Source organism: Halomonas sp. IOP_31 (genome assembly GCF_021151495.1).
Lineage (GTDB): Bacteria > Pseudomonadota > Gammaproteobacteria > Pseudomonadales > Halomonadaceae > Modicisalibacter > Modicisalibacter zincidurans.
In genome coordinates, this window is the sequence record NZ_JAIRBP010000018.1 from 30,225 (window position 1) to 56,676 (window position 26,452).

26 protein-coding genes and 4 tRNA genes are annotated in these 26,452 nt (G+C 63.5%); 12 read left to right on the forward strand and 18 right to left on the reverse strand.

From position 1 onward, the window contains the following. Positions 1–40 precede the first annotated feature (40 nt). From K7I12_RS17520 to K7I12_RS10710, 3 genes are all read left to right on the forward strand, one after another. Complete coding sequence (locus K7I12_RS17520; RefSeq protein WP_150113097.1) at positions 41–409, forward strand: TFIIB-type zinc ribbon-containing protein; 369 nt, start codon at positions 41–43, stop codon at positions 407–409. Between the two features lie 196 nt (positions 410–605). Continuing rightward, entirely contained in the window at positions 606–746 is a 141-nt protein-coding gene (locus tag K7I12_RS17690) for a cation transporter (protein ID WP_422723644.1), read from the forward strand. Continuing rightward, the gene (locus K7I12_RS10710) at positions 721–1,254 is read left to right on the forward strand and encodes a hypothetical protein (RefSeq protein WP_201448185.1); all 534 of its coding nucleotides are present in this window, start codon (positions 721–723) and stop codon (positions 1,252–1,254) included. The genes K7I12_RS17690 and K7I12_RS10710 overlap by 26 nt, the downstream gene beginning before the upstream one ends. Positions 1,255–1,308: 54 nt before the next feature. On the opposite strand, the gene K7I12_RS10715 is transcribed toward K7I12_RS10710, so the two are convergent. The 5 genes from K7I12_RS10715 to K7I12_RS10735 form a co-directional block, all read right to left on the reverse strand. Beyond that, positions 1,309–1,384, reverse strand: a tRNA-Asn gene (locus K7I12_RS10715). A 31-nt stretch (positions 1,385–1,415) separates the two neighbouring features. Continuing rightward, positions 1,416–1,491: transfer RNA gene (locus K7I12_RS10720), tRNA-Asn, on the reverse strand. 45 nt (positions 1,492–1,536) lie between these two features. Next, a tRNA-Asn gene (locus tag K7I12_RS10725) sits at positions 1,537–1,612 on the reverse strand. 125 nt (positions 1,613–1,737) lie between these two features. Beyond that, positions 1,738–1,814: transfer RNA gene (locus K7I12_RS10730), tRNA-Met, on the reverse strand. A gap of 99 nt (positions 1,815–1,913) precedes the next feature. Continuing rightward, the gene (locus K7I12_RS10735) at positions 1,914–2,867 is read right to left on the reverse strand and encodes a choline ABC transporter substrate-binding protein (RefSeq protein WP_031383731.1); all 954 of its coding nucleotides are present in this window, start codon (positions 2,865–2,867) and stop codon (positions 1,914–1,916) included. A 227-nt stretch (positions 2,868–3,094) separates the two neighbouring features. Here K7I12_RS10735 and betI point away from each other — a divergent pair, with 227 nt between their 5' ends. The 3 genes from betI (at position 3,095) to betA (ending at position 6,985) form a co-directional block, all read left to right on the forward strand. Beyond that, positions 3,095–3,694, forward strand: a complete 600-nt coding sequence (gene betI, locus K7I12_RS10740; RefSeq protein ID WP_231664118.1) for a transcriptional regulator BetI — start codon at positions 3,095–3,097, stop codon at positions 3,692–3,694. Positions 3,695–3,741: 47 nt separating this feature from the next. Further along, the gene (gene betB, locus K7I12_RS10745; protein ID WP_231664119.1) at positions 3,742–5,211 is read left to right on the forward strand and encodes a betaine-aldehyde dehydrogenase; all 1,470 of its coding nucleotides are present in this window, start codon (positions 3,742–3,744) and stop codon (positions 5,209–5,211) included. Positions 5,212–5,290: 79 nt separating this feature from the next. Beyond that, entirely contained in the window at positions 5,291–6,985 is a 1,695-nt protein-coding gene (gene betA, locus K7I12_RS10750) for a choline dehydrogenase (RefSeq protein ID WP_031383734.1), read from the forward strand. 155 nt (positions 6,986–7,140) lie between these two features. On the opposite strand, the gene K7I12_RS10755 is transcribed toward betA, so the two are convergent. Then, a complete protein-coding gene (locus tag K7I12_RS10755) occupies positions 7,141–7,692 on the reverse strand; it encodes an O-acetyl-ADP-ribose deacetylase (RefSeq protein ID WP_031383735.1) in 552 nt (183 codons plus the stop codon). Then, the gene (locus K7I12_RS10760) at positions 7,656–7,871 is read right to left on the reverse strand and encodes a hypothetical protein (RefSeq protein WP_160171094.1); all 216 of its coding nucleotides are present in this window, start codon (positions 7,869–7,871) and stop codon (positions 7,656–7,658) included. Before K7I12_RS10760 ends, K7I12_RS10755 begins: the two co-directional genes overlap by 37 nt. 191 nt (positions 7,872–8,062) lie before the next feature. Here K7I12_RS10760 and K7I12_RS10765 point away from each other — a divergent pair, with 191 nt between their 5' ends. From K7I12_RS10765 to K7I12_RS10785, 5 genes are all read left to right on the forward strand, one after another. Beyond that, positions 8,063–9,835, forward strand: a complete 1,773-nt coding sequence (locus tag K7I12_RS10765; RefSeq protein WP_231664120.1) for an ABC transporter transmembrane domain-containing protein — start codon at positions 8,063–8,065, stop codon at positions 9,833–9,835. Between the two features lie 270 nt (positions 9,836–10,105). Further along, a complete protein-coding gene (locus K7I12_RS10770; protein WP_051907439.1) occupies positions 10,106–11,032 on the forward strand; it encodes a GGDEF domain-containing protein in 927 nt (308 codons plus the stop codon). A gap of 277 nt (positions 11,033–11,309) precedes the next feature. Then, complete coding sequence (locus K7I12_RS10775; RefSeq protein ID WP_231664121.1) at positions 11,310–11,945, forward strand: SatD family protein; 636 nt, start codon at positions 11,310–11,312, stop codon at positions 11,943–11,945. Further along, on the forward strand, positions 11,942–12,685 hold the full coding sequence (locus tag K7I12_RS10780) for a DUF3307 domain-containing protein (protein WP_231664123.1): 744 nt from the start codon (positions 11,942–11,944) through the stop codon (positions 12,683–12,685). The genes K7I12_RS10775 and K7I12_RS10780 overlap by 4 nt, the downstream gene beginning before the upstream one ends. 187 nt (positions 12,686–12,872) lie before the next feature. Further along, a complete protein-coding gene (locus K7I12_RS10785; RefSeq protein ID WP_231664124.1) occupies positions 12,873–14,594 on the forward strand; it encodes a proline--tRNA ligase in 1,722 nt (573 codons plus the stop codon). Positions 14,595–14,628: 34 nt separating this feature from the next. Here K7I12_RS10785 and flgL read toward each other — a convergent pair whose 3' ends face one another. The 11 genes from flgL to flgB form a co-directional block, all read right to left on the reverse strand. Beyond that, the gene (gene flgL / locus K7I12_RS10790) at positions 14,629–15,822 is read right to left on the reverse strand and encodes a flagellar hook-associated protein FlgL (protein WP_031383741.1); all 1,194 of its coding nucleotides are present in this window, start codon (positions 15,820–15,822) and stop codon (positions 14,629–14,631) included. Between the two features lie 31 nt (positions 15,823–15,853). Then, the gene (gene flgK / locus K7I12_RS10795) at positions 15,854–17,800 is read right to left on the reverse strand and encodes a flagellar hook-associated protein FlgK (RefSeq protein WP_031383742.1); all 1,947 of its coding nucleotides are present in this window, start codon (positions 17,798–17,800) and stop codon (positions 15,854–15,856) included. Between the two features lie 89 nt (positions 17,801–17,889). Continuing rightward, complete coding sequence (flgJ, locus tag K7I12_RS10800) at positions 17,890–18,999, reverse strand: flagellar assembly peptidoglycan hydrolase FlgJ (protein ID WP_231664125.1); 1,110 nt, start codon at positions 18,997–18,999, stop codon at positions 17,890–17,892. Continuing rightward, positions 18,999–20,051, reverse strand: a complete 1,053-nt coding sequence (locus tag K7I12_RS10805; protein ID WP_231664133.1) for a flagellar basal body P-ring protein FlgI — start codon at positions 20,049–20,051, stop codon at positions 18,999–19,001. The genes flgJ and K7I12_RS10805 overlap by 1 nt, the downstream gene beginning before the upstream one ends. Before the next feature lie 113 nt (positions 20,052–20,164). Further along, positions 20,165–20,839, reverse strand: coding sequence for a flagellar basal body L-ring protein FlgH (locus K7I12_RS10810; protein ID WP_231664126.1), 675 nt, complete (start codon positions 20,837–20,839; stop codon positions 20,165–20,167). A gap of 50 nt (positions 20,840–20,889) precedes the next feature. Next, complete coding sequence (gene flgG / locus K7I12_RS10815) at positions 20,890–21,672, reverse strand: flagellar basal-body rod protein FlgG (protein ID WP_031383746.1); 783 nt, start codon at positions 21,670–21,672, stop codon at positions 20,890–20,892. 25 nt (positions 21,673–21,697) lie between these two features. Further along, positions 21,698–22,435, reverse strand: a complete 738-nt coding sequence (flgF, locus tag K7I12_RS10820; RefSeq protein ID WP_031383747.1) for a flagellar basal-body rod protein FlgF — start codon at positions 22,433–22,435, stop codon at positions 21,698–21,700. Positions 22,436–22,500: 65 nt separating this feature from the next. Then, complete coding sequence (gene flgE, locus K7I12_RS10825) at positions 22,501–23,772, reverse strand: flagellar hook protein FlgE (protein ID WP_031383748.1); 1,272 nt, start codon at positions 23,770–23,772, stop codon at positions 22,501–22,503. A 74-nt stretch (positions 23,773–23,846) separates the two neighbouring features. Beyond that, positions 23,847–24,530 (reverse strand): flagellar hook assembly protein FlgD, encoded by a 684-nt coding sequence (gene flgD, locus K7I12_RS10830; protein ID WP_031383749.1) that lies wholly within the window; start codon positions 24,528–24,530, stop codon positions 23,847–23,849. Positions 24,531–24,704: 174 nt separating this feature from the next. Then, positions 24,705–25,112 carry a flagellar basal body rod protein FlgC gene (gene flgC, locus K7I12_RS10835; protein ID WP_031383750.1) on the reverse strand — a complete coding sequence of 136 codons (408 nt, stop codon included), beginning with the start codon at positions 25,110–25,112 and terminating at the stop codon, positions 24,705–24,707. A gap of 5 nt (positions 25,113–25,117) precedes the next feature. Further along, positions 25,118–25,531 carry a flagellar basal body rod protein FlgB gene (gene flgB, locus K7I12_RS10840; protein ID WP_031383751.1) on the reverse strand — a complete coding sequence of 138 codons (414 nt, stop codon included), beginning with the start codon at positions 25,529–25,531 and terminating at the stop codon, positions 25,118–25,120. 161 nt (positions 25,532–25,692) lie between these two features. Here flgB and flgA point away from each other — a divergent pair, with 161 nt between their 5' ends. Further along, positions 25,693–26,427, forward strand: coding sequence for a flagellar basal body P-ring formation chaperone FlgA (gene flgA, locus K7I12_RS10845; RefSeq protein WP_231664127.1), 735 nt, complete (start codon positions 25,693–25,695; stop codon positions 26,425–26,427). The last annotated feature ends 25 nt before the right edge of the window (positions 26,428–26,452 follow it).

Below are 26,452 nucleotides of genomic sequence, written 5' to 3' on the forward strand. Positions count from 1 at the left end.
GAGAAAATTAGCTTCGTCGAGCAAACACAAGGGGATGATGATGCTAGATGTCGAAAATACACGTCCGGAAGGCCAGGGCCATGGGCTGCTTTGTCCTACCTGCAGGGTCGATCTACTCATGAGCGAACGCCAGGGCATTGAGATCGACTACTGTCCCAAGTGCAGGGGGGTCTGGCTGGATCGCGGTGAGCTCGACAAGATCATCGAGCGAAGCGCTAGCGAAGAGGTCCGGGGTGCGCAGGCGCAACCCACGCCACAGGGGCCGTCTTATCCGTCTCAAGGCCACTACGATAACAGTCATGGTTCGGGACATGGTGGTGGACACGGTCATGGTGGTGGACACGGTCATGGTGGTGGACACGGTCAAAGCCGCAGACACGGATCATTCCTCAGACGGCTGTTCGACTAACGATATTCGCTCATGATACAAGGTCGAGTTTCGCATCGCCGGGCTTTAACTGACGACGGGAGTTGACCGTGAGTATAGAGCATTCACACGCAGCGACAGCTTCGCCGGGGACCGCCGCCGGGCGACACAAGAGCAGGCTCATAGTAGCTCTTGCTCTGACGACGACTTTCATGGCAGTCGAGGTTATTGGCGGTCTCTGGACGGGAGCCTAGCGCTTCTAGCCGATGCGGCGCATACGCTTACGGACGCGGGCGGTCTCGCCCTGGCACTGATCGCCATCCGTTTCGCGAAGCGCGAAACGACGACAATGATTGGAGCTGCGGCTGGACGTGCTTGAACAACGGGCTGATTTCCCTGAAAATCCTGCCCCGGTTAAAACGGAGATCGCCATGGGAAGACACGGCCACCATGACCGCGGGTATCGCAATACTTACGGTCGGAGCGATGATCGCGATCCGATGATGACGGGCGGGCCTGTCGATTGCAATGCTAGTCCGAGCCGGCTGCGAATGGCCGTCGTTCTTGTCGGTCTCGCTCTGTGGTCGCTGCTCGCCTTGATCGGTTACGCGCTTGTCGATCCCGTGCTCGGCTGGATCGCGATCAGCGCCGGCCTCCTGGAGGATGGCGGAAAGAGCCTGGCAACTGCCGCCGGCGTCGGGAAGGAGGTCGGCAACTTCGTCGATGGTTTGAACGTCAGCGGCCTTTCGGGACAAGTTATCGCCTTGCTACGAGTCATCGCCAGGCCGGCCATTATTGTTTTCTGGGCGATCGGCGCCCTTACCCTCATTGCCGCGCCCGTGATCCTGCCAAGGCTCGGCCGGTTACTTGGCGCGCGCCGACACTGACCGTAGTTCAGAGAGCTTTGGACGACATATCGCGCTGCGGCATAGAAAAGGCGGTGGCTCCCCGAGCAGGACTCGAACCTGCGACCCAATGATTAACAGTCATTTGCTCTACCAACTGAGCTATCGGGGAACGACGGATGCGGTGGTGGTATTCGTAGGCTTGGCTCCCCGAGCAGGACTCGAACCTGCGACCCAATGATTAACAGTCATTTGCTCTACCAACTGAGCTATCGGGGAACAACGAATACCCTGTGCGACCGGCAACGATCGAACGTTGCAAGTTGGCTCCCCGAGCAGGACTCGAACCTGCGACCCAATGATTAACAGTCATTTGCTCTACCAACTGAGCTATCGGGGAACAATGCCGGAGCACGCGGCGTAGTATACGGATCGAGGCTCTCCCGTCAAGGCCTCGCCCCGCCGGGCCGGCAGCCGCGCATTAAAAACGCCCATCGGGAAAACCGGCGGGCGTTTCGCAATACCTGGTGGCTACGCCCTGATTCGAACAGGGGACCCCATCATTATGAGTGATGTGCTCTAACCAGCTGAGCTACGTAGCCAACCGCGCTCGGGCGCCACCACGACGGATCGCGATGTTCGTCAGCGGGGGCGAATTATGCACGCGGGCCGCCGACGTGACAAGTCCCGAGCCGCTTGCCTTATTGGCCGATATTCAGCGCCTGCTTGACCGCCGGCAGCCCCGGTTCGCCATCGACGGTGGTCACGCCCTCAAGCCAGTCGTCGAGCACCTGCGGGTTATCCTGCAGCCAGTTGCGCGCCGCCGCCGAGGGCTGTTCACCGCCGTCCATGATCGCCCCCATGATCTGGTTTTCCATCGCCAGCGTGAAGGTCAGATTCTCGAGCAGTCGACCCACGTTGGCACACTCCTCCACGTAACCGCCGCGCGTGTTGGTGTAGACCGTCGCCCCGCCCAGATCGGGGCCGAAATAGTCGTCGGCGCCTTTCAGGTAGGCCATGTCGAAGTTGGTGTTCATGGGATGCGGCTCCCAGCCCAGGAAGACCATCCATTCGTCGCTGGTGGTCTTGGCCTTGAGCTCGGCAAGCATGCCCGCTTCGGAAGAGTCGACCAGTTGCCAGTCGCCGAGGCCGAAGGCGTCGTTGTCGATCATGTCCTGGATGATCAGGTTGCCGTCATTGCCGGCCTCGATGCCATAGAGGCGCTTGCCGAACTTGTCGGCGTAATCGTCGAGATCGGCCACCGAAGTCACCCCGGCATCGTAAACGTATTGCGGGACGGCCAGCGTGTACTTGGCGCCCTCGAGGTTGGCCGCCACGCGATCGACGTCACCCTTGTCGATGTAGGGATCGCTGATCGAGGCCATCGAGGGCATCCAGTTGCCGAGAAAGACATCGAAATCGCCGTTCTTCATGCCCGAATAGGCGATCGGCACCGAGACCGTATCGCTCCCGGCCTCGTAACCCAGCCCTTGCAGCACCTCGCTGGCCAAAGCCGTGGTCGCGGTGATGTCGGTCCAGCCCACCTCGGCGAAATCGACGCTCCGGCAACTGTCGGGCACGGCCGCCAGCGTCAAGGGAGAGGCGGCGACCAACAGGCCACCGGCGAGCAATTTGATTGAGGTCTTATCGTGCATTGACTGTCTCCTGCGTGTGGCGCCTGCCGCCAGGGTGGCAACAGGCAGTTCAATAACATTGAATTATGCGATACTCGACTTCGCATTCCACTATACAATATATTTTTATTGATTGAACGTTCAATAAAAACATTGCAGACTATACTCCATCAGGGCGTGGAGCGACGGAATGCCCTTTCAACGACCACCGCTCAGCCCGGGGCGAGCCAGCAGAGGAGAAGTGCCCGGTGCCCAAAGTCGGAATGGAACCGATTCGCCGTCAGCAACTGATCAAGGCGACCATGAACGCGATCGACGAGGTCGGCCTGGCCGACGCCACCGTGGCCCGCATCGCCAAGCGCGCGGGCGTCTCGGCCGGCATCATCAGCCATTACTTCGGTGGCAAGGATGGCCTGCTCGAGTCCACCATGCGCCAGATTCTCAACGATCTAGGCAGCGCGGTGGCCGAGCGCCGTGCCGCTGCCGCCGAGGACACCCCGCAAGCGCACATACGCGCCATCATCGACGGCAACTTCGACCGCAGCCAGGTCAATCAATCGGTGATGAAGACCTGGCTGGCATTCTGGGCATCGAGCATGCACCAGCACGACTTGCAGCGCCTGCAGCGGGTCAACGACCGGCGCCTGTACTCCAACTTGTGCAGCCAGTTCCGGCGTTGCCTGAACAAGCAGGACGCCCGCCGCGCCGCACGCGGGCTGGCGGCGATGATCGACGGCCTGTGGCTGCGCGGCGCGCTGGCGCCGGAGGGCCTCGACGTCGACCGGGCGCGCCGCCTGGCCTATGACTATCTGGACGAACAACTGGCTCAAAGGGAGTGTTTCGCCTGACCGGCGGCTCGCTCGAGGCCCGTTCAAACGCACCTAGGGAGACTTCCATGGCATCATTGCAGACACAGCAACTCTACATCGGCGGACGCCGGGTGGACGCCACGTCCGGCGAGACCTTCGACAGCATCAACCCCGCCAATGGCCAGGTGCTGGCGAGTATTCAGCAAGCCTCGCCGACCGACGTCGACAGCGCCGTGGCCTCGGCCCATGAAGGCCAGAAGATCTGGGCGGCGATGACCGGCCTCGAACGCAGCCGCATCCTGCATCGCGCCGTCGCCCTGCTGCGCGAACGCAACGACGAGATCGCGCATCTGGAAACGCTCGACACCGGCAAGCCGATCAGCGAAACCACCAGCGTCGACATCGTCACCGGCGCCGACTCGCTGGAATACTACGCCGGCCTCGCCCCGGCCATCGAAGGCCGGCAGATCCCGCTGCGCGAGGACTCCTTCGTCTATACCCGTCGCGAGCCGCTGGGCGTGATCGGCGCCATCGGCGCCTGGAACTATCCGATTCAGATCGCCTGCTGGAAGAGCGCGCCGGCGCTGGCCGCCGGCAACGCGGTGGTCTTCAAGCCCAGCGAGGTCACCCCGCTGACCACCATGATGCTGGCCGAGATCCTCACCGAAGCCGGCCTGCCGGATGGCGTCTTCAACATCGTCCACGGCGACGGCCGGGTCGGCGAGATGCTCACCCACCATGCCGACATCGACAAGATCACCTTCACCGGCGAAGCCGGCACCGGCAAGAAGGTCATGGCCGCCGCCGCCGGTTCGACGCTCAAGGAAGTGACCATGGAACTCGGCGGCAAGTCGCCGCTGATCGTCTTCGACGATGCCGATCTCGATCGCGCCGCCGATGCCGCGATGATGGCCAACTTCTACTCCAGCGGCCAGGTCTGCACCAACGGCACCCGGGTCTTCGTCCATCGCTCGATCAAGAGCGCCTTCGAAGCCAAGATCCTCGAGCGCGTCAAGCGCATCAAGGCCGGCGATCCGCTGGACGAAACCAGCAACTTCGGCCCGCTGGTCAGCTTCGATCATCTCGACAAGGTGATCGGCTATCTCGAAGCCGGCAAGCAGGAAGGTGCCCGCCTGCTGATCGGCGGCGAGCGCTGGGTGCACGACGACTACGCCAAGGGCGCCTGGGCCGCACCGACGGTGTTCACCGATTGCCGCGACGACATGCGGATCGTGCGTGAGGAAATCTTCGGCCCGGTGATGGCGATCCTCGCATTCGACGACGAGGACGAGGTGGTACGTCGCGCCAACGCCACCCGCTACGGGCTGGCGGCCGGTCTGTTCACCGAGCGTCTGAATCGCGCCCACCGGGTCATCCACCGGCTCGAGGCGGGCATCTGCTGGATCAACACCTGGGGCGATTCCCCCGCCGAGATGCCGGTCGGCGGTTACAAGGAATCGGGCATCGGCCGCGAGAACGGCCTGTCATCCCTCGATCAATATACCCAGATCAAGTCCGTGCAGATCGAGATGGGCCCCTTCCCGGCCGTCTTCTAGAAGCCTGCCGCCAAGGGCCGGACCGCCCGGCCCGGCCGATTCACCGCGCCACGCTGAAAACGACAAAGGAGGGCCGCTCATGCCCCAGGCTCGCGAATACGATTACATCATCATCGGCGCCGGTTCGGCCGGCAACGTGCTGGCCACCCGGCTCACCGAGGATCCCGATGTCCAGGTACTGCTGCTCGAGGCGGGCGGCCCGGACTATCGTTTCGACTTTCGCACCCAGATGCCGGCGGCGCTGGCCTATCCACTCCAGGGCAAGCGCTACAACTGGGCCTTCGAAACCGATCCCGAGCCCTACATGAACGATCGTCGCATGGAGTGCGGGCGCGGCAAGGGCCTGGGCGGCTCGTCGCTGATCAACGGCATGTGCTACCTGCGCGGCAATGCGCTGGACTACGACAGCTGGGCCAAGACACCCGGGCTCGAGGACTGGAACTACCTCGCATGCCTGCCCTACTTCAAGCGCGCCGAGAGCCGCGATATCGGTCCCGACGACTATCACGGCGGCGACGGTCCGGTCTCGGTGGCCACCCCCAAGCGGGGCAACAACGAGCTCTACGGCGCCTTCATCCAGGCCGGCATCGAAGCCGGCTACCCGGCCACCGAGGACGTCAACGGCTACCAGCAGGAAGGCTTCGGTCCGATGGACCGCACCACCACGCCCAATGGGCGTCGCGCCTCCACGGCACGCGGCTACCTGGACATCGCCAAGCAGCGTTCCAACCTGACCATCGAAACCCACGCGCTGACCGATCGCATCCTGTTCGAGGGCAAGCGTGCGGTGGGCGTGGCTTATGCCCGCAAGGGCCAGCCCCAGGAAGTGCACGCACGCCGCGAGGTGCTGCTGTGCGGCGGCGCCATCGCCTCGCCGCAGATCCTGCTGCGCTCGGGGGTCGGCAATCCCCGACACCTCAAGGAGTACGACATCCCGCTGGTCCACGCACTGCCGGGCGTCGGCGAAAACCTTCAGGATCACCTGGAGATGTACATCCAGTACGCGTGCAAGAAGCCGATTTCGCTCTACCCGGCGCTCAAGTGGTACAACCAGCCGAAGATCGGCGCCGAGTGGCTGTTCAACGGCACCGGCATCGGCGCCAGCAACCAGTTCGAGGCGGCCGGCTTCATTCGCACCAACGACGCCGAAAAGTGGCCCAACCTGCAGTACCACTTCCTGCCGATCGCCATCAGCTACAACGGCAAGAGCGCGGTCCAGGCCCATGGCTTCCAGGCCCACGTCGGCTCGATGCGCTCGATGAGCCGCGGGCGGATTCGCCTGACCTCGCGCGATCCCCAGGCGGCCCCCAGCATCCTGTTCAACTACATGTGTCACGACAAGGACTGGGAAGAGTTCCGCGACGCCATCCGCATCACCCGCGAGATCATCAACCAGCCGGCGATGGACGCATACCGCGGCCGCGAGATCTCGCCCGGCCCCGATGTGCAGAGTGACGCCGAACTCGACGAATTCGTCCGCCAGCATGCCGAGACCGCCTATCATCCCGCCGGCTCCTGCAAGATGGGCCATGACGACATGGCGGTGGTCGACGGCGCCGGCCGCGTTCACGGCCTCGAAGGGCTGCGCGTGATCGACGCTTCGATCATGCCGGTCATCACTACCGGCAACCTCAACGCGCCGACGATCATGATCGCCGAGAAGATGGCCGACAAGGTCCGTGGCCGCAAGCCATTGCCCAAGGCCGAGGTGGCCTATTTCGTCGCCGGCGACACCCCGGCCCGTGGCACACCCGCGTCTTCGGCGACCACGTGATAGCCGAGATCGTGAGCCATGCCGATCATCGCACTCTCCGTCAGTTCGAGCTCCATGGCCGAGACCGGCAAGCTGCACTCGGTCGGCGACTCGCGCTCAAGATCAGCGCGCGACCCGAGACGTCAGCGAAACCAGCCTCTCCACCACGATACGGCTCAGCGATCCACCACGCCGCGTTGCTCGGCGATGGCCTCGAATGCCTGGCGATCGCGGTCCTTGAAGAAGCACAGCGTTACCTGCAATTCGTACCTATTCAGCGCCTCGTCCAGCGTATCGATCACGATAGGCGCGGCTTCGTCGAAGGGGTAGCCGTAGATCCCGGTCGAGATCGCCGGGAAGGCGACACTACGGCAGTCATGCTCGGCGGCCAGTGCCAGGGCATTGCGGTAGCAGTTGGCCAGCAGCCGCGACTTGTCCTGGGTCTTGGCGTAGACCGGGCCGACCGTGTGGATCACGTAACGTGCCGGCAGTTCGAAGCCCTCGGTCAGGGCGACCTCGCCATCGGGCAGCCCACCGGGCCACTGCGTCTCACGCAGCGCCAGACAGGCCTGCTTGAGCTGGGGACCGGCGGCGCGGTGAATCGCGCCATCGACGCCACCCCCACCCTTCAGCGAAGGGTTGGCGGCGTTGACGATGGCGTCGACCCCCAGTCGGGTGATGTCGCCGGCGATCACCTCGACGCGCCGATCGAGCAGAGTGACGGACATGGCAACCTCCGTATTCGAGTGCTATGCCGACAGCCTAGCAGTGGATGGCCGCGACGGGTCGTCCAGCGCCCGCCGGTGACCTCGATGAAGCTATCCGCGGTATACCAGGCCTCCTCGGAGAGCAGCCAGAGAATCGCCCGGGCGATCTTTTCGGTCTGCCCGCCACGCTGCATGGACACCCTCTATCCTTGAGGTGCGCGAGGATGCCGGCGTTGTCGACCAGCGCCGCCAGCGCGACGGTCAAGGAGCAGGCCCTCACGATCCGGGTAGACAGCCACAACGCCGGCCGCCATTGACGCGCCAGGCACGGCACTCGATGCTGCGGGAACCCTGCGACATCCGTCGTTCAACTTTCACCAACGAGTCGCCCATGCCCGCTATCCGTCCCGACCCGCGCATCCTGTTTCGTCTCGCAGCGTTGCTAAGCCCTTACCGCTGGCGCCTGGCCGGAGCCGGCATCGCGCTGCTAATCGCCTCGGCCAGCGTGCTGGTCATGGGCCAGGGACTGCGCCTGGTGATCGATCGCGGGTTCATGGCCGAAGACGCCGGCCAACTCAACCGGGCCCTGGCCGGTCTGCTGGTGGTGGTGGCGCTGCTCGCCGTGGCCTCGGCGACGCGCTATTACCTGATCACCTGGATCGGCGAGCGGCTGGCCGCCGACCTGCGGCGTCGGGTCTTCGATCACCTGCTGACGCTGGAGCCCGACTTCTTCGAGAACAGCCGTACTCCGCACGGCGGCGCCGGCGAGATCCAGTCGCGACTGACCGCCGACACCAGCGTGCTGCAGAGCCTGTTCGGCTCATCGCTGTCGGTGGCGCTGCGCAACCTGCTGATGCTGCTCGGGGCGATCGTGCTGATGCTGGTCACCCAGCCCTGGTTGAGTGCGCTGGTGCTGCTGGGCATTCCCGCCACGGTGTTGCCGATCTTGTGGTTCGGGCGCCGAGTGCGTCGCCTGTCGCGGCACAGCCAGGACCGGGTCACCGAGCTGGGACGCTATGCCGGCGAGGCCCTGGGAGGCATCCGCACCCTGCAGGCCTTCGGCCACGAGGCGATCGACCGGCGCGATTACGCACGCACCGCCGAGGCGGCGTTTCGGGTGGCGATTGCGCGCACCCGCCAGCGCGCCTGGCTGACCGGCATAGCCATGCTGGCGATCTTCACGGCGGTGGGGCTGATGCTGTGGCAAGGCGGCCACGCGGTACTCGACGGCTCGATGAGCGCCGGCGAACTGTCGGCGTTCGTATTCTATGCGGTGCTCGCCGCCGGTGCCGTCGCCGCACTCGCCGAGGTCGCCGGTGACATCCAGCGCGCCGCGGGCGCGGCTGAGCGCCTGCTCGAACTGCTCGACGCTAAGCCGAACATTCGCTCACCGGTCGCGCCGCGTGCCTTGCCCAGGCCATTGCGCGGCGAGATCCGCGCCGAGGGGCTGCGCTTCGCCTACCCGTCGCGTCCCAGCCCACCCGCCCTGGACGAGTTCGATATGCTCATTCGCCCCGGCGAGCGCGTCGCCCTGGTCGGCCCGTCGGGCGCCGGCAAGAGCACCCTGCTGCAACTGTTGCTGCGCTTTCACGATCCGCAAGCCGGGCGCCTGACCCTGGACGGCATCGACCTGCGCGAACTCGACCCGGCGGCGTTGCGCGGCGCCATCGGCCTGGTCGCCCAGGAGCCGATCCTGTTCAGCGGCAGCGCCGCCGACAACATCCGCTACGGCATGCCCGACGCCAGCGACGCCGCGGTACGAAAGGCGGCCCGCGACGCCAGCGCGCTGGATTTCATCGAGGCGCTGCCGGTGGGCTTCGACAGCTACCTGGGGCCGGGCGGCGTCCAGCTCTCCGGCGGCCAGCGTCAACGCCTGGCCATCGCCCGTGCGCTGCTGCGCGACCCCACAGTGCTGCTGCTCGACGAGGCGACCAGCGCGCTGGACGCGGAAAGCGAGCGCCTCGTCCAGGAAGCGCTCGACCGGCTGATGGTCGGGCGCACCACGCTGGTGGTCGCTCATCGCCTGGCCACGGTGGTAGCCGCCGACCGCCTGCTGATCTTCGACCATGGTCGCCTGGTCGGTGCCGGCACTCACGCCGAGCTGCTCGCGACCAATCCGCTCTATCGCCATCTGGCCAGCCTGCAGTTCGACTTCGACCGGTGACCCCGCAACTTGTCGCCGGGCAGCGTTTCTGAATTCAAGTTCCCCTCAACGCAGCCGATTGAGTAAAGTGAAGGACCGGTCAAGCTCCGCACGAGACAGCTACCCGGTGGCGACATGCCGTGTAGCGCCGGGGAGCCGGGCACCGTCTCCGCTTGGTTGCCGAAAGGCAGCGGGGAGCGGAAAACCCTCCCTGATTCGTGTGTCGAATCCGCTCGCGAAACTCACCAACAGGCTTGCCGCAAGGCGCGCTCATTTCCGTGAAACAGGCCCATGCGATCGCTTCGACATAGTACCCTGCTGCGCCTTCTGTCCACGTTCAGCGGCTTGTTCCTGGTGGTCGGAGCGGCCTTGTGGCTGCTCGCCCGCGCCGATTCCCTGCAGCTGGGCGAAACCATCACCGACAACCGTATCGCCCTGCTGGCGCTGCTGTTGCTGGGCTTCATTCTGACGTCCAGCCTGCTGATCCACCGCCAATACATCCAGCCGCTTCATCGCCTCGTCGATTACGTCAAGAATCAACATGACGGCGAGCCTGAAACTCCCCCCGCGACGCTGCTCGAACGCCACGACGACATCGCCTACCTGACCTGCCAGATCGAGAAGCTGCTGCTCAGCCTGCGCGAGAAGAATCAGCAACTGCTCGAGCAGAGCCTCAATGATCCGCTGACCGGGCTCGGCAATCGCCGCCTGCTCGAACAGCGCCTGGAAATTGCCCTGCCGTTGAGTCGCCGGCGCATGACGCCATTGTCGGCGCTGATGATCGACGTCGATCATTTCAAGCAGTACAACGATCACTACGGGCACCCCGCCGGCGATGACTGCTTGCTCGAGATTGCCAACGTGCTGCGGGATATCTTCCGCCGCGAGACCGATATCGTGGTGCGTCTCGGCGGCGAGGAATTCCTGGTGGTGCTGCTCGATGTCGATCTCGGCGAGGCTACCCGGTTGGCCGAGGCCATGCGCAGCATGCTCCAGGCCGTCGGCATTCCCCACGAGAGTTCTCCCACCGCCGAGGTGGTCACCGTCAGCATCGGCGTGGCCACCGCCGCGCCGGGCATCCCGATCGATCTCGACAGCCTGCTGTCCTGCGCCGATGCCGCGCTCTACCAATGCAAGGCGGAAGGCCGCAATCGCACCGTCAGCAGCCTGGTCGACGCGCGTTGCAGCGTACCCGTGGAGCCCCCCTCAAAGGCTTGAAGCCAGCCGCCCAACTGCCACGAGCCGATGCATTGAGCGCTCCGGTGGCTTACATTTTGCTACAGCTGAGCTCGGCGTAATGCTTGGACCCGGCCAAATACTGTATATAATTACAGCACAAGAAGGCCACCTCTCATCGAACCTTGAATAATAGCCAAATGAAGCTATAAAAATAACTTATAGTCTTTTCAGGCTATTTAGGCTATTTATTAATAGTCAATTATAGCTATTAAACACCATTATAGTCATAAATGACTATTAAAGTAGGTGCAGCACCATGAACACTATCGCGGTCTTGACCGGCGACATCGTCGGCTCACAGCAAGTCAGCGACAAACCGCGCTTGAGCCGCACGCTGGATGAGGCGCTGACGCTGCTCGAGAAGCGCTTCGAAGCCCGTAGCGACCGTTATCGCGGCGACGGTTTCCAGATCGCCATAGGCGATCCTCGCGACGGCGTGACCGCTGCGGTGTTGTTGCGCGCAGCGCTCATTCAGCACTCACCGTCACGCCAGGTCATGTGGGATGCCCGAATCGCCGTCGCCATAGGCGACGGCGAAGTGCCCGACGCGGCTCGCTTCGCCGAGGCCGAGGGCGACGCCTTCGTGCGCTCCGGGCGTCACCTGGACGCCCTCGGCGAGACGCCGCAGCGACTGCTCGTGGTCACCGGCAAGGCGGAACCGGATGCGCATCTCGCCCTGCTGACCCGCTTCGCCGACGACATCCTCAGCCACTGGTCCCGCTACTCGGCCGAAGTCGCCTATTGCAGCCTGCTGCACGACGAATCGCAGCAAGCCCTGGCACGGCGCCTCGCGCGAACCCAACCGACCATCAACCGCCGCCTGATTGCCGCCCGCTGGCCGCTGATCCGTGATTATCTTGCCTACGTCAGCCAGTGCCTGGGGGAAGCATGATGGATTCGAACGGCCTGTCGCTGCTGCTGTTGCTGCTGCTCGGCCATCTGATCGGCGATTTTCTGCTCCAGAGTCAGGCCTGGGTACGCAGCAAGGAGAGCCGTCACTACCTTTCGCCGGCCGTCTACCTGCATTCCGTCGTGCACGGACTGCTGGCGCTGGCCGCGCTGCTGGCCAGCGCACAGGCCGGCCTGGCGACCCTCGTTGCCGTCGTGGCGATCAGCGTGACGCATCTGGCGATCGATATCGCCAAGAGCTACGCCCCGCCGCAGGCGCGCTATTTTCTGCTCGACCAGGCGCTGCACATCGGCGTGCTGCTGGTGGTCTGGGCGCTGCTGGTCGAATCCCCCGCATGGCTCGCCGAGCTTGGCGGCTGGTTGCTGCACCCGGCGCCGTTGCTGGTGGCGCTCGGCTATCTGTTGGTATTGCGCCCCACTTCGATCCTGATCGCGCTGATCATGCGGCGCTGGAGCCGCCAGGTCGACACCAGCGGCATGCTCGCCGATGCCGGCGCGCGCATCGGCATGCTCGAGCGCTTTCTGGTGCTGACCTTCGTGCTGGCCGACCAACTGGTGCCGATCGGTTTCCTGCTCGCCGCCAAGTCAGTGTTGCGCTTCGGCGAATTGCGCGAGGACCGCGACCGCAAGCTGACCGAATACGTGCTGCTGGGCACCATGCTGAGCTTCGCCCTGACACTGTGCCTGGGCATCCTGATCCGCCGCGCGCTGGCGGCACTCTAGAAGCCTGTCGCGACGGCCAATTATCAACCTCGGCAGGCTCGGCTGCCGCTCCGATCTTGGACGTGCCGCGGCGCTGAGGCAGCGTTCGGTGAGCGCGCTTTTGCCGCGCCCCCGGCTTGACCGTACAATGCCACGAGCATTCTTACCGTCCCGTCCACGATGCCCAGATGAAGGAAACGCCGGACCCATGCGCGCCAGCCAACTGTTGATCGCCACCCTCAAGGAAGTGCCCGCCGACGCCGAGATCGTCAGCCACCAGCTGATGCTGCGCGCGGGCATGATTCGCCGCCTGACTTCGGGGCTCTACACCTGGCTGCCGATCGGCCTGCGCACGCTGCGCAAGGTCGAGCGCATCGTTCGCGAGGAGATGGATCGCGCCGGCGCCCAGGAGGTGCTGATGCCTTCGGTCCAGCCGGCGGAACTGTGGCAGGAATCCGGCCGCTGGGACCAGTACGGCGACCTGCTGCTGCGCATCCGTGACCGCCACGAGCGTGACTACTGCTATGGCCCGACCCACGAGGAAGTGATCACCGATCTGGTGCGCAAGGAGCTCTCCAGCTACAAGCAGCTGCCGAGCAACTTCTACCAGATTCAGACCAAGTTCCGCGACGAGACCCGTCCGCGCTTCGGGGTGATGCGCTCGCGGGAATTCATCATGAAGGATGCCTACTCATTCGATGTCGACCAGGCCGGGCTCCAGCGCTCCTATGAGGCGATGTATGACGCCTATATGCGCATCTTCACTCGCCTGGGTCTGAATTTCCGCGCCGTCGAGGCCGACAACGGCGACATTGGCGGCAGTGGCTCCCACGAGTTCCAGGTGCTGGCCGACTCCGGCGAGGATGCGGTGATTTTCTCCACCTCGTCTGATTACGCCGCCAACATCGAGAAGGCCGAGGCACTGCCTGCCCCGCTGGGCGAGGCCCCTGAACGTCCGGCACCACAGGAAGAGCTGCGCCTGGTCGACACACCCGATGCCCGCACCATTGCCGCGCTGGTCGAGCAGCACGGCCTGCCGATCGACAAGACCCTGAAGACGCTGATGGTGCATGCCGCCCAGGGCGGGCTGATCGCCCTGCTGGTGCGCGGCGACCATGAACTCAACGAGATCAAGGCCGAGAACCTGGCCGAAGTGGCGACACCCTTGACCATGGCCACGGAGGCCGAGATCCGCGCCGCGGTGGGCGCCGGTCCGGGCTCGCTGGGTCCGGTCGGCCTCGACATGCCGGTCATCGTCGATCGCAGCGTGGCGCTGATGAGCGATTTCGGCGCCGGCGCCAACGTCGACGGCAAGCACTACTTCGGCATCAACTGGGAGCGCGACGTGGCCTTGCCCAAGGTCGCCGACCTGCGCAATGTGGTCGAGGGCGACCCCTCGCCGGACGGTCAGGGCACCCTGTCCATCGCCCGCGGCATCGAGGTGGGCCACGTCTTCCAACTGGGTCAGAAATATTCCCAGGCGATGAACGCCACGGTGCTCGACGACAGCGGCAAGGCCGCCAAGCTGTGGATGGGCTGCTACGGCATCGGCATTACCCGCATCGTCGCGGCGGCGATCGAACAGAACCATGACGACGCCGGAATCATCTGGCCCAACGCCATCGCCCCGTTCGAGGTGGTGCTGGTGCCGATGAATGCGCACAAGTCGCAGCGCGTGCGCGAAACCGCCGAACGCCTGTACGGCGAGCTCAAGGCCCAGGGCATTGACGTGTTGCTCGACGACCGCGATACGCGTCCCGGCGTCAAGTTTGCCGACCAGGAGCTGATCGGCATTCCGCATCGCGTGGTGATCGGCGATCGCGGACTCGATAACGGCGAGCTCGAATACAAGGGGCGCCGCGACAACGACAACACCATGATTGCCGCCGACAGCCTGGTCGACTTCCTGCGTGAACGCCTGCAGGGCTGAGCGGCGCCGGTCATGGCCGCGTGGCCGTCACGGTTCAAAGCATCTCGAACAGGCTCATGCCACGCATGTCGACGAAGGTCTTCTGCGAGGCCTGCAGGCCTACCTGGCGTAGCGTGTAGTCGGAAATCGCACTGGCGTAATCCAGATCGACCAGCTCGGACAGGGTCGATTCGTAGTTCAAGCTGCGGTTGCCGCCCACGGTGTCCAGCACGTCCAGTTCGTTGAGTCGCGCACCGACCGAGGCCCGCACGGTGAGTACGTTGTCGAGGCTGTTGTCGAGCTGGCGACTGACCGATGACAGCGTGTTGCTGAGATCCGCCTGCTTGGCCGAGGTATCGGCAGGCGACTCCAGGGCGGCCAGGGCACTTTCCAGTGTTGCAAAGACGCTCTGATCCTGGCCCTTGGTCATCTCGATGGCATCATCCTGCTTCGGCTCGCCTTCCAGCGTGATGGACATGCCATTGAATTCAATGGGCTCGCCAGCCGTGTAGGTATCGGTCAATAGTGCAGTGCCCAGACCGTCGGTGATACTGAAGGTCGTCGCATCGGTGAACGTTAGCGTATAGCTTGCGCCGAAGCCATCCGCCGCTGCGTCCCTGACGCTGGGCCCGGTGAAGGTCAACGTGCTGTCCGCTGCCGTCGTGGCTTCGGCCACGTAATCGGATCCGGCGTGGACTCCGGAGAAGACGTCCAGGCCGCTGTCGCCCACCGGCATCTGACGCGACGAATCGACCTGCTGGGCACGCACCGAATCGGCGCCCTGGTATACGATCCTACCGCCCTGCTTGACGAACGGCGAAGCGTTGTCCTTGACACCGCCGAACAGGTAGTCGCCGTTGCCGTTGGTGGTGTTGGCCTGACCCAGCAGACTCTCGTAGATGCCACGCAGCTCGCTACCGATCGCGGAGCGGTCGGCATCGCTCAGGGTACCGTTGCCGGCTTGCACGATCAGTGTCTTGGCGCTGGAGATCGCGTCGCTGACGCTATTGAGTACGCTCTCTTCCTGCGATAGCGCATTGCGCGCCGTAACGCGGGCATCGGCGTATTGCTGCGATACCGCCATCGACTGCGAGACGCTGACCGCGCGCGAGGCCGCTTGCGGGTCGTCGGACGGGTTGACGACGCGGCGCCCGGTCGCCAGCTGCTGGCCGACATCGAGAAAGGCGCTCTGCTGGCGATTCATCGACGACAGGCTGGATTCAAACATGGTCACGGTACTGATGCGCATGACGAAACCTCAATAATCTAAGTAACCGGGATCAACGAATGCCCAGGATGGTGTCGAGTAACGTGCTGCCTGTCTGGATGACCTTGGCGTTGGCCTGATAGAACTGCTGGAAGCGGATCAGGTTGGCGGCCTCCTCGTCGAGATTGACCCCCGACTCGGACTGCTGCACGGCCGTCAGCTGCTCGGTCAGCACCGACTGCGCGCTCAGATTCGCCTGGACGACGTTGGTCCGGTTGCCCACGTCGCTGACCAGCGACGCATAGGCCTCGCTCAAGCTCGCCTTGCCTTCGACGAGCCCGCCCTGCTGCAGACTCTGCAACGCCAGGGCATTGCGGTTGTCGCCGCTGGCGGGATCCGACGACAAGGTCAGCGTGTCCCCATCGACGGGCTTTCCGCTGAACGTCATGCTGATCCCGTCGATGGACAGCGTATCGCCCGCGGACAGCTTGACGCTCGACGGATCTGCCGGAACCTCGCCATTGACCAGGACTTGGCTGCCGGCAGGCGCATTGGGGCTCAGCGTGAATGCGTCATTGGCGGCATCGGCAGCGCTGATGGAAATATCCATCTGGATACTCGTGGTGGGCAGCGTAAAACCATCCTCGATCGTCACGCTGCTGGCCGCCAGTGTACTTCCCGCCTTGAGCGACGGCGTCACCTGGACATGGGCGCTGGCGGCAATCTTGGAAGTATCGTCAATGACGTTTTCAAGCTGTCCGGCCAGGTTCCTGGTCGGCTGAATCAGGAACGTATCGCCTTCGGCGATGGCGCCCGAGGACTCATCGAGGGTCAGGGTCATGCCGTCAAACGACAGCGTCGTGTTGCTGCCGGCATCGGTTCCGGCCGTCGGCTGCGGGTCCAGCGGCGTCTTGCTCCCGGCCCGGGAAACGACGAAATCGCCACTCTCGTACTTGATCTGATAATCGCTGGTCGTCACCGCCGAGAAAGCGCTGAATTCGGCACTGAAACTCGCGCCACTGGCGTTCCTCTCATTGGAAAAGACACTCGGTGAACCGATGGCGAAGAAGTCCTGGCCCTGGGCGCCATTCAGATCCTGACCGGCGCGATGTTGCTCGTTGAAGCCTTCGGCCAATGCCAGCGCCATCTGGCCGACCTGATTCTGGGTCTTGTCCAGCGTTTCGCTGCGGAAGGTCATCAAGCCGCCCAGCGTGCCGCCCTCGAAAGTCGACTCGGCCAGCTCGATCGTGCTGCCGCCGGGATCGTTGTAGGCAACCACGGTCCGCGTGGGATCGGATGACGACGGGACCGCCTCCAGCGAATAGCTGTTGTTGCCGGCGACCAGCGGTTGGCCATTGGCCATGGTCAGGTTGTAGGTGCCGCCATCCTGGATCGACAGCTTGACATCGATGCGCTCACTCAACCCGGCGACCAGATTATCGCGCTGGTTGAGCAGATTGTTGGGCACCTCGCCGGTCTTGGCCTGGGTCAGCGAGATCTGCCGATTGAGCTTGGCCAACTGCTCGGTGGTGTTGTTGATCTGAGTGACTTCGTCGCGTACCTGGCCGTTGATACCCGACTGCATGTCGTCGAGATAGCTGTCGAAAGCCCGGAACTGGGCGGTCAGCGTATCCGCGCTGCCGATCAGCCCCTGGCGTGCCGCCGGGTCGGAAGGCGCCCCGGAAAGGTCCTCGAGCGACGAGAAGAAGCTCTGCATCAGCGGTGCGAGCCCGGCCTCGCCATCGGCAAGCAGATTGTCGAGCTGGCTGACCTGGGTATCGTAGGCCTGCAGCGCGCTCGAGCGACTGCTCGATTCGTTGAGCTGCGAAGCGATGTACTGGTTGAACTGGCGCTCGATGTCGTTGACCTGGACGCCGCCGCCACTGGGGCTGGTTTCACCCAGCTGGGTGATCTGGCGGTTGTAGCCCGGCGTATAGACGTTGCTGATGTTGGTGCTGGTCGTCTGCAGGGCAACCTGGGCAGCGCTGAGGCCGCTAAGGCCAGTGGAGAAGAGGCTCATGGGTCCATCCCGATCTAGGAGCTTGCAATTACCCGATTTATCGGCCGGCGCTCATGAAACTTGAAGCCGGCCACCATTTTCTGGACGACTCAGAAAATTTGCGTCGGCAACCGGTCGATGGCGTAGGCATCGAGCTTGGCGCGGGCGTCGCTGGCCGGCCTCGACGCATTCGCAGCCTGTTGCGGTTCATCCGTCCCGCGCAAGCCCAGCGTATCCATGATCGCGATCAGCTTGTCGGCATAGGCCGGATCGGTGGCATAACCGCCCGCCTGCAAGGCGCGCGCCGCAGCGTCGGCATTGCTGGCAGTGACCACCCCGGCGTAGCGCGGGTTGTCGCCGATCAACCGGGCGTAGTCGGTGAATGCCGCCTCGAAATCGTCATAGACGCGGAAGCGATCGACGATCTTGACCGCCCGCCCGTCGACATATTCGGTGGTGGTGATGTCGGTGGTCTCGCCCTGCCATTGACTGCCCGTCTTGATGCCGAACAGGTTGTAGCTGTTGTTGCCATCCGCGGTGGGTATTTCATTGCGCCCCCAGCCGGTTTCCAGCGCGGCCTGTGCCAGAATCAGCTCGGCTGGCACGCCGGTGGTGCGGCTGGCCGCCTGCGCCGGGCCGCGGAGCTCGCGCAGGAACTCGGCGACGTGCGCCGGGCGCTCGCGGCCGCTAGCGTCAATGGCCGCCGATGCACCGCCAGCAGTCGATTCATAGCCGCTCCCCGCCGGCTTCAGCTCCAGCGCATCGAGGAACCGCGTCGGTGATTCCTCGGTTAGCGCCTCGCCAGCCCGAGAAGCAGTCGGCAGATCGCCGCCCTGCAGACCGCCATGCAATACTCGCGGCGCGCCCCGTGGTATCCCGGCGATCAGCGACTCACTGACGCTGTCGGCCTTGGGCACCAGGCCACGATCCTCGAGTTGCTGCACCAATTGTTCGGCGAGTCCGATGCCTTGCCCCGACAAGTGCTGCGACCACTGCTGATCGAGCATCTCCGTATAAAAGCGCGTCTGCTGACTGTCCAGCAATCCGGATTGAGGGCTCGCGTCGCGCATGCTCTTGAGCATCATCTTGAGAAAGACCGCCTCGAACTGCTTGGCAGCCTCGCGTACACCCTCCTCGGGCCGGTTGCTGGCCGTCTGCTTGAGTCGCTGCAACCCCTGCATGTCGAGTGCGAACTGGCCGCCGGTACTATTCATCGACATCAGATGATCTCCAGTTCCGCACGCAGCGAGCCCGAGGCCTTGAGGGCCTGGAGGATCGACATCAGATCCTGCGGCGTTGCACCCAGCGCATTGAGCGCACTGACCACCTTGGCCAGATCGGCACTGGTATCGAGCATCTGCAACGCGCCGCCTTCCTGTGACACCGACACTTCGGCATTGGGCACCACTACCGTCTGTCCCTGCGACAGCGGATTCGGCTGGCTGACCTGCGGATTGTTGTCGATGGTGATCGACAGATTGCCATACGCCACAGCCGCCTGGCGCAGCGTCACGGTGCTGGTCAATACCACCGATCCGGTACGCGAATTGATGATCACCCGGGCCGGCTCCATCCCCAACGCCAGGTCGATGTTCTGTACCCGGGCCATGAAACGCACACGATTGTTGCTGTCCATGGGGGCCTTTAAACGGATCACCCGTCCGTCGAGCGCCGCGGCTACCGGTGCGCCGAATTCCTGATTGATTGCCGTCACGGCGCGCTGGGCGTTGTCGAAACTGTATTCGTTTAGCTGCAGGTCCAGGATACCGTTGGCGCCGAGCTGCAGCGGCACCTCGCGCTCGACGGTGGCCCCGCCACTGATGCTGCCGCCGGCCTGCTGATTGATGGACACGCTGCTGCCGCCCGCCTGCGCGCCGGCGCCGCCGACGAAGACGTTGCCCTGAGCCATGGCGTAGACGTTGCCGTCGGCCCCTTTGAGTGGCGCCATCAGCAAGGTGCCGCCGCGCAGGCTGCGCGCGTTGCCCACCGAGGAAACGACGACATCGATCTCTTGGCCCTGACGGGCAAACGGCGGCAACTGGGCGGTGATCATGACCGCCGCCACGTTCTTGAGCTGCATGTTGGTCCCGGCCGGCACGCTGATGCCCAACTGGGAAAGCATGTTGGTCAGGCTCTGGGTGGTGAACGGCGCCTGGGTGGTCTGGTCGCCCGAACCATCCAGACCGACCACCAGGCCATAGCCCACCAGGGCGTTGTCACGGACCCCGGCGAAGGAAGCGAGGTCGCGAATACGCTCGGCCTGTGCCGGCATCGTCAGCGCAACCAGCAGGCACAAGCCGGCCAGCCAGCGAAAGCCCGGCTGAGAGAATGAAAGGAAGCGGTGAATAGACATGATCATCAACCCTTGATGCCTGCGATATAACATCAAAACGGCGACACATTGAGGAAGAAGCGCTGCAGCCAGCCCATGGTCTGCGCCTCGTTGATATAACCGTCGCCCACGTACTCGATGCGCGCATCCGCGACTTCGGTCGAGACGACGGTATTGCGGCCGCTGATCGTGCGCGGATTGACGACCCCCGAGAAACGAATGAACTCGGTGCCCTGATTGATGGCGATCTGTTTCTCGCCACGCACCTTCAGGTTGCCGTTATAGAGCACGTCGATGACCGTGACGGTGATCGTGCCGGTAAAACTGTTGTTGGCGGCCGCACCGCCGCTGCCGGAAAAGTCGTTTTTGCCGGACACATCGAAACCGTATTCGGCCAGCTGGTCGAGCGCATCGGGCAACTGAGCGAGCTCCAGGCTCGCGCTGCCATCGCGGCCGGCGTTGGCCGAGGAGTTCTTGCTGGCGCTGACATCCTCGTCGAGGACGATAGTCAGGATATCGCCGATGTTGCGCGGACGGCGATCCTCGAACAACGGCTGATAGCCGGTGGCCGGCTGGAAGATCGAGCCATTGGGAATCGGCGGCGGCGGCTCGTTGATCACCACCTTTTCCTGTTCGCCGACCACCGACGGGCGCGGCAACTGCGCGCAACCGCCTACGACCAGCATCACGATCCCCACCCACAAGCTCCGCAGCACACGGTTCGGCATGCGTTTCCCCACCTCCCGCATCGGGCCAGTATTCATGTGGCAATCATCGATCACAGCTGAGCCAGACGCGCCAGCATCTCGTCGGAAGTCTTGACGGCCTTGCTGTTGATCTCGTAGGCACGCTGGGTCTGGATCATCCCGACCATCTCTTCGACCACGTTGACGTTGGAGGTCTCGACGTAACCCTGATACAGCGTACCGGCACCATTCAGCCCGGGAACGTTGTCGTTGCGCGGACCGGAGGCGGTCGTCTCGAGGTAGAGGTTTTCACCGATGCTCTCCAGCCCCGTGGGGTTGCTGAAGGTCGCCAGGGTCAACTGCCCGACCTGGTTGGACTGCGCGCTGCCCGGCTGGGTCACCGAGACGATGCCGTCGCGACCAACGGAAACCGACAGCGCATTCTCGGGAATGAAAACGGCCGGCTCGATGGGGTAACCGCTGGCGGTCACCAATTGACCATTCTGATTGACCTGGAAACTGCCATCACGGGTATAGGCCGTGCTGCCATCGGCACGCGTCACCTGGAAGAAACCCTTGCCGCTGATCGCCAGATCGCGCGAATTCTCGGTGTTTTCCAGGTTGCCCTGGGTATGCAGGCGCTCGGTGGCGACCGGACGTACACCGCTGCCGATCTGCATGCCCGACGGCAGGTTGTCCTGGACATTCGATTGCGCGCCGGGCTGGCGCAGGTTCTGGTAGAGCAGGTCCTCGAACACCGCCCGCGAGCGCTTGAAGCCGTTGGTGCTGACGTTCGCCAGGTTGTTGGCGATGACATCCATCTGCACCTGCTGAGCTTCCAGCCCAGTCTTGGCAGTCCACAATGAACGAATCATGATTCAATACCTCGAAGGGTTAACGCTAGCTGGTAACGGACAGCAGGCTGTTGGCGCGCTGGGCGTTCTCGTCGGCGCTCTCGATGGTCTTCATCTGCATGTCGTAGCGGCGTGCGCCGTCGATCATCGCGACCATCGCCTCGGTGGCGCTCACGTTGCTGCCTTCCAGCGCCCCGCTGACCACTCTGATCGCATCGTCGGCCTGAAGCTGGCCACCGCCTTGCGGACGGAACAGGCCATCCCCGCCACGGACCAGCGAACCCGGCTCGGGATCGACCAGCTTGAGCTGGCCTACCGGGCCACGGGTATTCGGTGCGCCCCCGGGAACCACGGCGCTCAGGGTACCGTCGGCGCCGATGCTGACCTCCGCGCCCAGCGGCACGATGATCGGCCCGCCATCGCCCATCACCGGACGCCCCATGACGTTGACCACGCCATTGGCATCGACCTGCAGGTCGCCACGCCGGGTGTAGGCTTCGCCGTCGGCGGTCTGCACGGCCAGCATGCCGTCGCCATCGATCGCCACGTCGAGCTCTCGCCCGGTCGTCGACAGCGGCCCGGGGCTGAAATCGCTGCCCGGGGTGGAGGCCATGACAGATGTGCGGGTCGCCAGCCCATCGCCCTGGACCGGAACTGCGCGCATGGCGCTGAGCTCGGCACGAAAGCCCGGCGTGGCAACATTGGCCAGGTTGTTGTTGACCACCGCCTGCTGGTCCATGCTCTGCCTGGCGCCGCTCATGGCGGTATAAAGAATGCGATCCATGATGTTTGTCTCTCGACGTGACGCATCACGATGCCGAGGCATACAGCCCCGGCATCAGTTCGGCATTAACGCAGCTGGGCAATCTGGTCCATCACCTCGGACTGGGTGCGGATCGAGTTGGTGTTGGCCTGGTAGTTGCGCTGAGCGATGATCAGGTCGACCAGTTCCTTGGTCAGATCGACGTTGGAGGCTTCCAGCGTGCCAGATTCGATGGAGCCGAACTGGCCCACGCCCGCCGTACCCACCACCTCGGCGCCGGACTCGGCGGTCGCCGCCCACATATTGTCGCCCGCAGACTTGAGGCCTTCAGGGTTGCGGAAGTTGACCAGGGCAATCTGACCGGCGGCCACCGATTTCTCGTTGGTGAAATTGCGCATGATGGTGCCGTCATTGGCAATGGAGATTCCCACCAGGGTGCCGGAGGTATAGCCATCCTGAGCCAGCGAGTTCTGGGTCGAGTCGTTGGCGAACTGGGTCGTGCCCTGAAGGTCTAGCTCAAAGGCCAGCGGCGCGGGATCGCCGCCCAATTGGGCCGTCGTGAAGTTGACCTGCGGCTGGTCGACTGTCGCAGCACCCTGAGTAATGGAGTCGAGTTGACCGTTGGTATCGAAGCCGAGCGTGAAGTCGTTACTGGTATCGTAGAAGCCGTCGAGAGCGACCTTGCCGTTCCACTCGTTGGGGTTGGCAGTCTTTTCAAAGTAAACCGTGGCGTTACGAGCATTTCCCAATGAATCATAGGTGGTGAAACTATTCGAATAATTATAAGTGACGTCGGTGGTCGTCTCGGGCGTTACGCCGGGGTTGGACGTTAAAAGCTCGACTGAACTCTTCATGCTGGCATCGGCAGGATCGATGCTGGCATCCAGATTGTAGGTGCCGCTGACTTGGGTCGTCGCCGAGGCCGGCATGTCATCGGCGGGGATGTTCATCGCCACCGGCTGACCGCCGGCCACCACGTCGGAGAACGGGCCGCCGCCCAGTCCGTAGCCCATGATCTTGGCGCCCTGGGCATTCACCAGGTCGCCCTCGGCGGTCATGGTCAACTGGCCATTGCGCGAATAACCGATCTGCCCTTCCTGCTCGAAGCGATAGAAACCGGTGCCGCTGATCGCCAGGTCAAGATTACGCCCGGTCGTCTCCAGGTTGCCGTTACTGAAATTCTGCAAGACATCGGCCACGCGGGTACCCAGACCCACCTGGCTATTGGCGAACACATCGGAAAATTGCACCGATGAGCTCTTGAAACCGGTGGTCTGCGAGTTGGCAATGTTGTTGCCGACGACATTCAACTGCTGCGAAGCGGCGTTGACGCCACTCAATGCCTGTGAAAAACCCATTCTTCAGTCTCCCTGCGAGCCAAGTCGCCCGCTGCTTAGTTGATTCTTGGTTGGTTCTGGCAGCACTGCGGCCATTAAAGAATCTGGCGGACGGCATCGAGGCCGACCTGGCCGTAGATCGCACCGAGATCGAGACGCGGGCCCGATTCGGTCGACACTACGCCGTTAACCGGGGCATAGTTCAGGGCTGTCACGCTCACCGGCTCGTCACCCTGATTGGCGGCAATGGATACACGATACCGGCCATCGGGCGCAGCACTGCCATCTTGCAGCGTTCCGTCCCAAGTAAAGGATTGAACACCGGCCTCGAGTGCGCCTATATCGTCGGCACTGAAGCTGCGCACGACTTCACCGGAGTCATTGGCGATGGTGATCGCGACGTCATCGGCCGGCCCCTCCAGCTCGACGCCGAACGGCGTGGTTGCCTCACCGTCTTTCACTACCCGATTGCCGGGCACCAAGACTCCTTGGCCAATCAGCGCCGCCGCCTGCAGGTTTTGCCCGGCATTGACCTGGCTGGTGATGCCTTCCAGCGTCTTGTTCAGGTCCTGGATGCCATTGACCGTGTTGATCTGCGCCAACTGCGAGGTCATCTCGGCATTTTCCATCGGCTTCATCGGATTCTGGTTCTTCAGCTGGGTGACCAGCAGGGTCATGAAGCTGTTGCTGAGATCGCCGGTCGCCGATGCCTTGCCTGCCGATCCCCCCGTGGTCTGGTTCAGGCTGTTGAGTACGCTGGTATCGATGGTATTGGCCATGGGGGCTCCTGATGGCTACCAAAAGTTCGCTGTGGGAACACTGCATAAATGCCTGCGCGAGGAAATCGCTTCGTTGCGCGGTGCTCGGAATCCTCACCTATACCCATAGGCTCCGGCTCCTGTGCTCCGTGCGCCTTGCGCTTTACACCGCTCGTCGATTTATTCAGCGCTCCCTTAGCTCTCGCCCAACGTCAGCGTCTTGAGCATCAGCGTCTTGCTGGTGTTCATGACTTCGACGTTGGCTTGATAGGAACGAGAGGCAGCAATCATGTTGACCATCTCGTTGACCGGCTCGACGTTGGGCATCGTCACGTAGCCCTCCGCGTCGGCCATCGGATGCGCCGGCCGATATTCGCGACGCATCGGCGAGGGATCGTCGATGACTTCGCTGACACGAACACCGCCGATGCCGCTGGACACGTCGGAACGCGTCTCGAACATCACCTGCTTGGCGCGATAGGCCTCGCCATCGGGCCCGGCAACGCTGTCGGCATTGGCCAGGTTGCTCGCCGTGACGTTCATGCGCTGAGATTGAGCAGTCAACGCCGAGCCTGAAATATCCAAGATACTGAACATGGCCATGCCAATTACTCCGGTTGCATCGCGGTCTTCAACCCCTGAATCTTGCGATTCATGATGGTCAGCCCCGCCTGGTAGCGAATCGCATTGTCGGCAAACTGAGCGCGCTCGCGGTTCATGTCGACCGTGTTGCCATCGAGGCTTGGCTGGTCGGGTACGCGATAAAGCAGCTCGCGGCCCGTGCCGGCTGGCGCCTGGGCCGCGATGTGCCGGCCTGAAGTGCGTGCCAGTTCCAGTCCGCCGTCGCCCGGACGCCCCTGCTGCATGGCACGCGACAATTCAGCCGAAAAATCGAAGTCGCGCGCTTTATAATTGGGCGTGTCGGCATTGGCGATATTGCTTGCCAGCACTTTCTGACGTTCCGCGCGCAGGTTCAGAGCTTCCTGGGGGAAGCGCAGCGCTCCGTCAAGCATGTCGATCATTTCTTGCTCCCTGGCTCGGCTGGGATAAGGTTCAGGCTGGAGAATAGACGCCAAGCTGTCTTCCCAAAGGAAGAAACAGGCCCTGATTTGCTCATTATTTCCGCGCATGGCAATTCCCCTCCAGCACTAGAATCGTCACCATCGCATGGGGGGAGAAATCGATGCGCAACCAGAACCACAACGTCTACCCGGATCATGGCGCCCACTTCATCAAGCTGCTGGCTATCGCCGCCTTGATTTGGCTGGGCGCTCCCCCGGCGCTGGCCGACAGCAGCGAAGAAGCGCTGATCGAGCAGCGCGTTCGTGACTTCCTGATCGAGCAGGCCCGCCCCCTCGGTGACAGCGTAAGCGTCAGCGTCAGCGTGCAGCGCGCTCAGGCACGCCTGCCCGCCTGCGAGAATCCCCAGCCCTTCCTGCCCCGCAACAATCAACGGCTATATGGACGGGTCGCGGTCGGCGTCGATTGCAACGGTGAAGGTGGTCGCACCCGGTATGTTCAGGCCGACGTCTCGGTGACCATTGAACACGTCGTCCTGGCGCGGGACGTTCCGCGTGGTGCGACTCTGACGTCGCAGGATCTGATGCTTGAAAAGGGTTTCCTGGAAAAGCTGCCGCGACAGGCCGTCAAACGCATCGAGGGCGCCGTCGGGCTGGTAGCCACCCGGGCCTTGCGCGCGGGCACGACACTGCAGAGCTACCAGTTGCGTCGTGAGAATCTCGTCAAGCGCGGACAGACGGTGAGCGTCATTGCCCGCGGCGAGGGCTTTCAGGTTCGCCGCGAGGCCCAAGCGATGGATAACGGCGCGATGGGCGAACAGGTCAGACTGCGCATCGCCAACGGCGAACTGCTTCAGGCACGGGTAATCGGCCCGAAGCGATTGAGCGTCGAGTTCTGAGGCTAGCCGCCGAAGTTGCCGGAAA

Bases quoted from the DNA above. Each gene is read 5' to 3' on its own strand.
- flgG (WP_031383746.1), bottom strand. From the start codon at position 21,672: ATGATTCGTTCATTGTGGACTGCCAAGACTGGGCTGGAAGCTCAGCAG.
- betB (WP_231664119.1), top strand. From the start codon at position 3,742: ATGGCATCATTGCAGACACAGCAACTCTACATCGGCGGACGCCGGGTG.
- flgB (WP_031383751.1), bottom strand. From the start codon at position 25,531: ATGATCGACATGCTTGACGGAGCGCTGCGCTTCCCCCAGGAAGCTCTG.
- flgF (WP_031383747.1), bottom strand. From the start codon at position 22,435: ATGGATCGCATTCTTTATACCGCCATGAGCGGCGCCAGGCAGAGCATG.
- K7I12_RS10775 (WP_231664121.1), top strand. From the start codon at position 11,310: ATGAACACTATCGCGGTCTTGACCGGCGACATCGTCGGCTCACAGCAA.
- K7I12_RS10770 (WP_051907439.1), top strand. From the start codon at position 10,106: ATGCGATCGCTTCGACATAGTACCCTGCTGCGCCTTCTGTCCACGTTC.
- K7I12_RS10765 (WP_231664120.1), top strand. From the start codon at position 8,063: ATGCCCGCTATCCGTCCCGACCCGCGCATCCTGTTTCGTCTCGCAGCG.
- K7I12_RS10805 (WP_231664133.1), bottom strand. From the start codon at position 20,051: ATGCCGGCACAGGCCGAGCGTATTCGCGACCTCGCTTCCTTCGCCGGG.
- betA (WP_031383734.1), top strand. From the start codon at position 5,291: ATGCCCCAGGCTCGCGAATACGATTACATCATCATCGGCGCCGGTTCG.
- K7I12_RS10755 (WP_031383735.1), bottom strand. From the start codon at position 7,692: ATGTCCGTCACTCTGCTCGATCGGCGCGTCGAGGTGATCGCCGGCGAC.
- flgA (WP_231664127.1), top strand. From the start codon at position 25,693: ATGCGCAACCAGAACCACAACGTCTACCCGGATCATGGCGCCCACTTC.
- K7I12_RS10780 (WP_231664123.1), top strand. From the start codon at position 11,942: ATGATGGATTCGAACGGCCTGTCGCTGCTGCTGTTGCTGCTGCTCGGC.
- flgL (WP_031383741.1), bottom strand. From the start codon at position 15,822: ATGCGCATCAGTACCGTGACCATGTTTGAATCCAGCCTGTCGTCGATG.
- flgD (WP_031383749.1), bottom strand. From the start codon at position 24,530: ATGGCCAATACCATCGATACCAGCGTACTCAACAGCCTGAACCAGACC.
- K7I12_RS10785 (WP_231664124.1), top strand. From the start codon at position 12,873: ATGCGCGCCAGCCAACTGTTGATCGCCACCCTCAAGGAAGTGCCCGCC.
- flgK (WP_031383742.1), bottom strand. From the start codon at position 17,800: ATGAGCCTCTTCTCCACTGGCCTTAGCGGCCTCAGCGCTGCCCAGGTT.
- flgJ (WP_231664125.1), bottom strand. From the start codon at position 18,999: ATGTCGATGAATAGTACCGGCGGCCAGTTCGCACTCGACATGCAGGGG.
- flgC (WP_031383750.1), bottom strand. From the start codon at position 25,112: ATGGCCATGTTCAGTATCTTGGATATTTCAGGCTCGGCGTTGACTGCT.
- K7I12_RS10810 (WP_231664126.1), bottom strand. From the start codon at position 20,839: ATGCCGAACCGTGTGCTGCGGAGCTTGTGGGTGGGGATCGTGATGCTG.
- K7I12_RS10735 (WP_031383731.1), bottom strand. From the start codon at position 2,867: ATGCACGATAAGACCTCAATCAAATTGCTCGCCGGTGGCCTGTTGGTC.
- K7I12_RS17520 (WP_150113097.1), top strand. From the start codon at position 41: ATGCTAGATGTCGAAAATACACGTCCGGAAGGCCAGGGCCATGGGCTG.
- flgE (WP_031383748.1), bottom strand. From the start codon at position 23,772: ATGGGTTTTTCACAGGCATTGAGTGGCGTCAACGCCGCTTCGCAGCAG.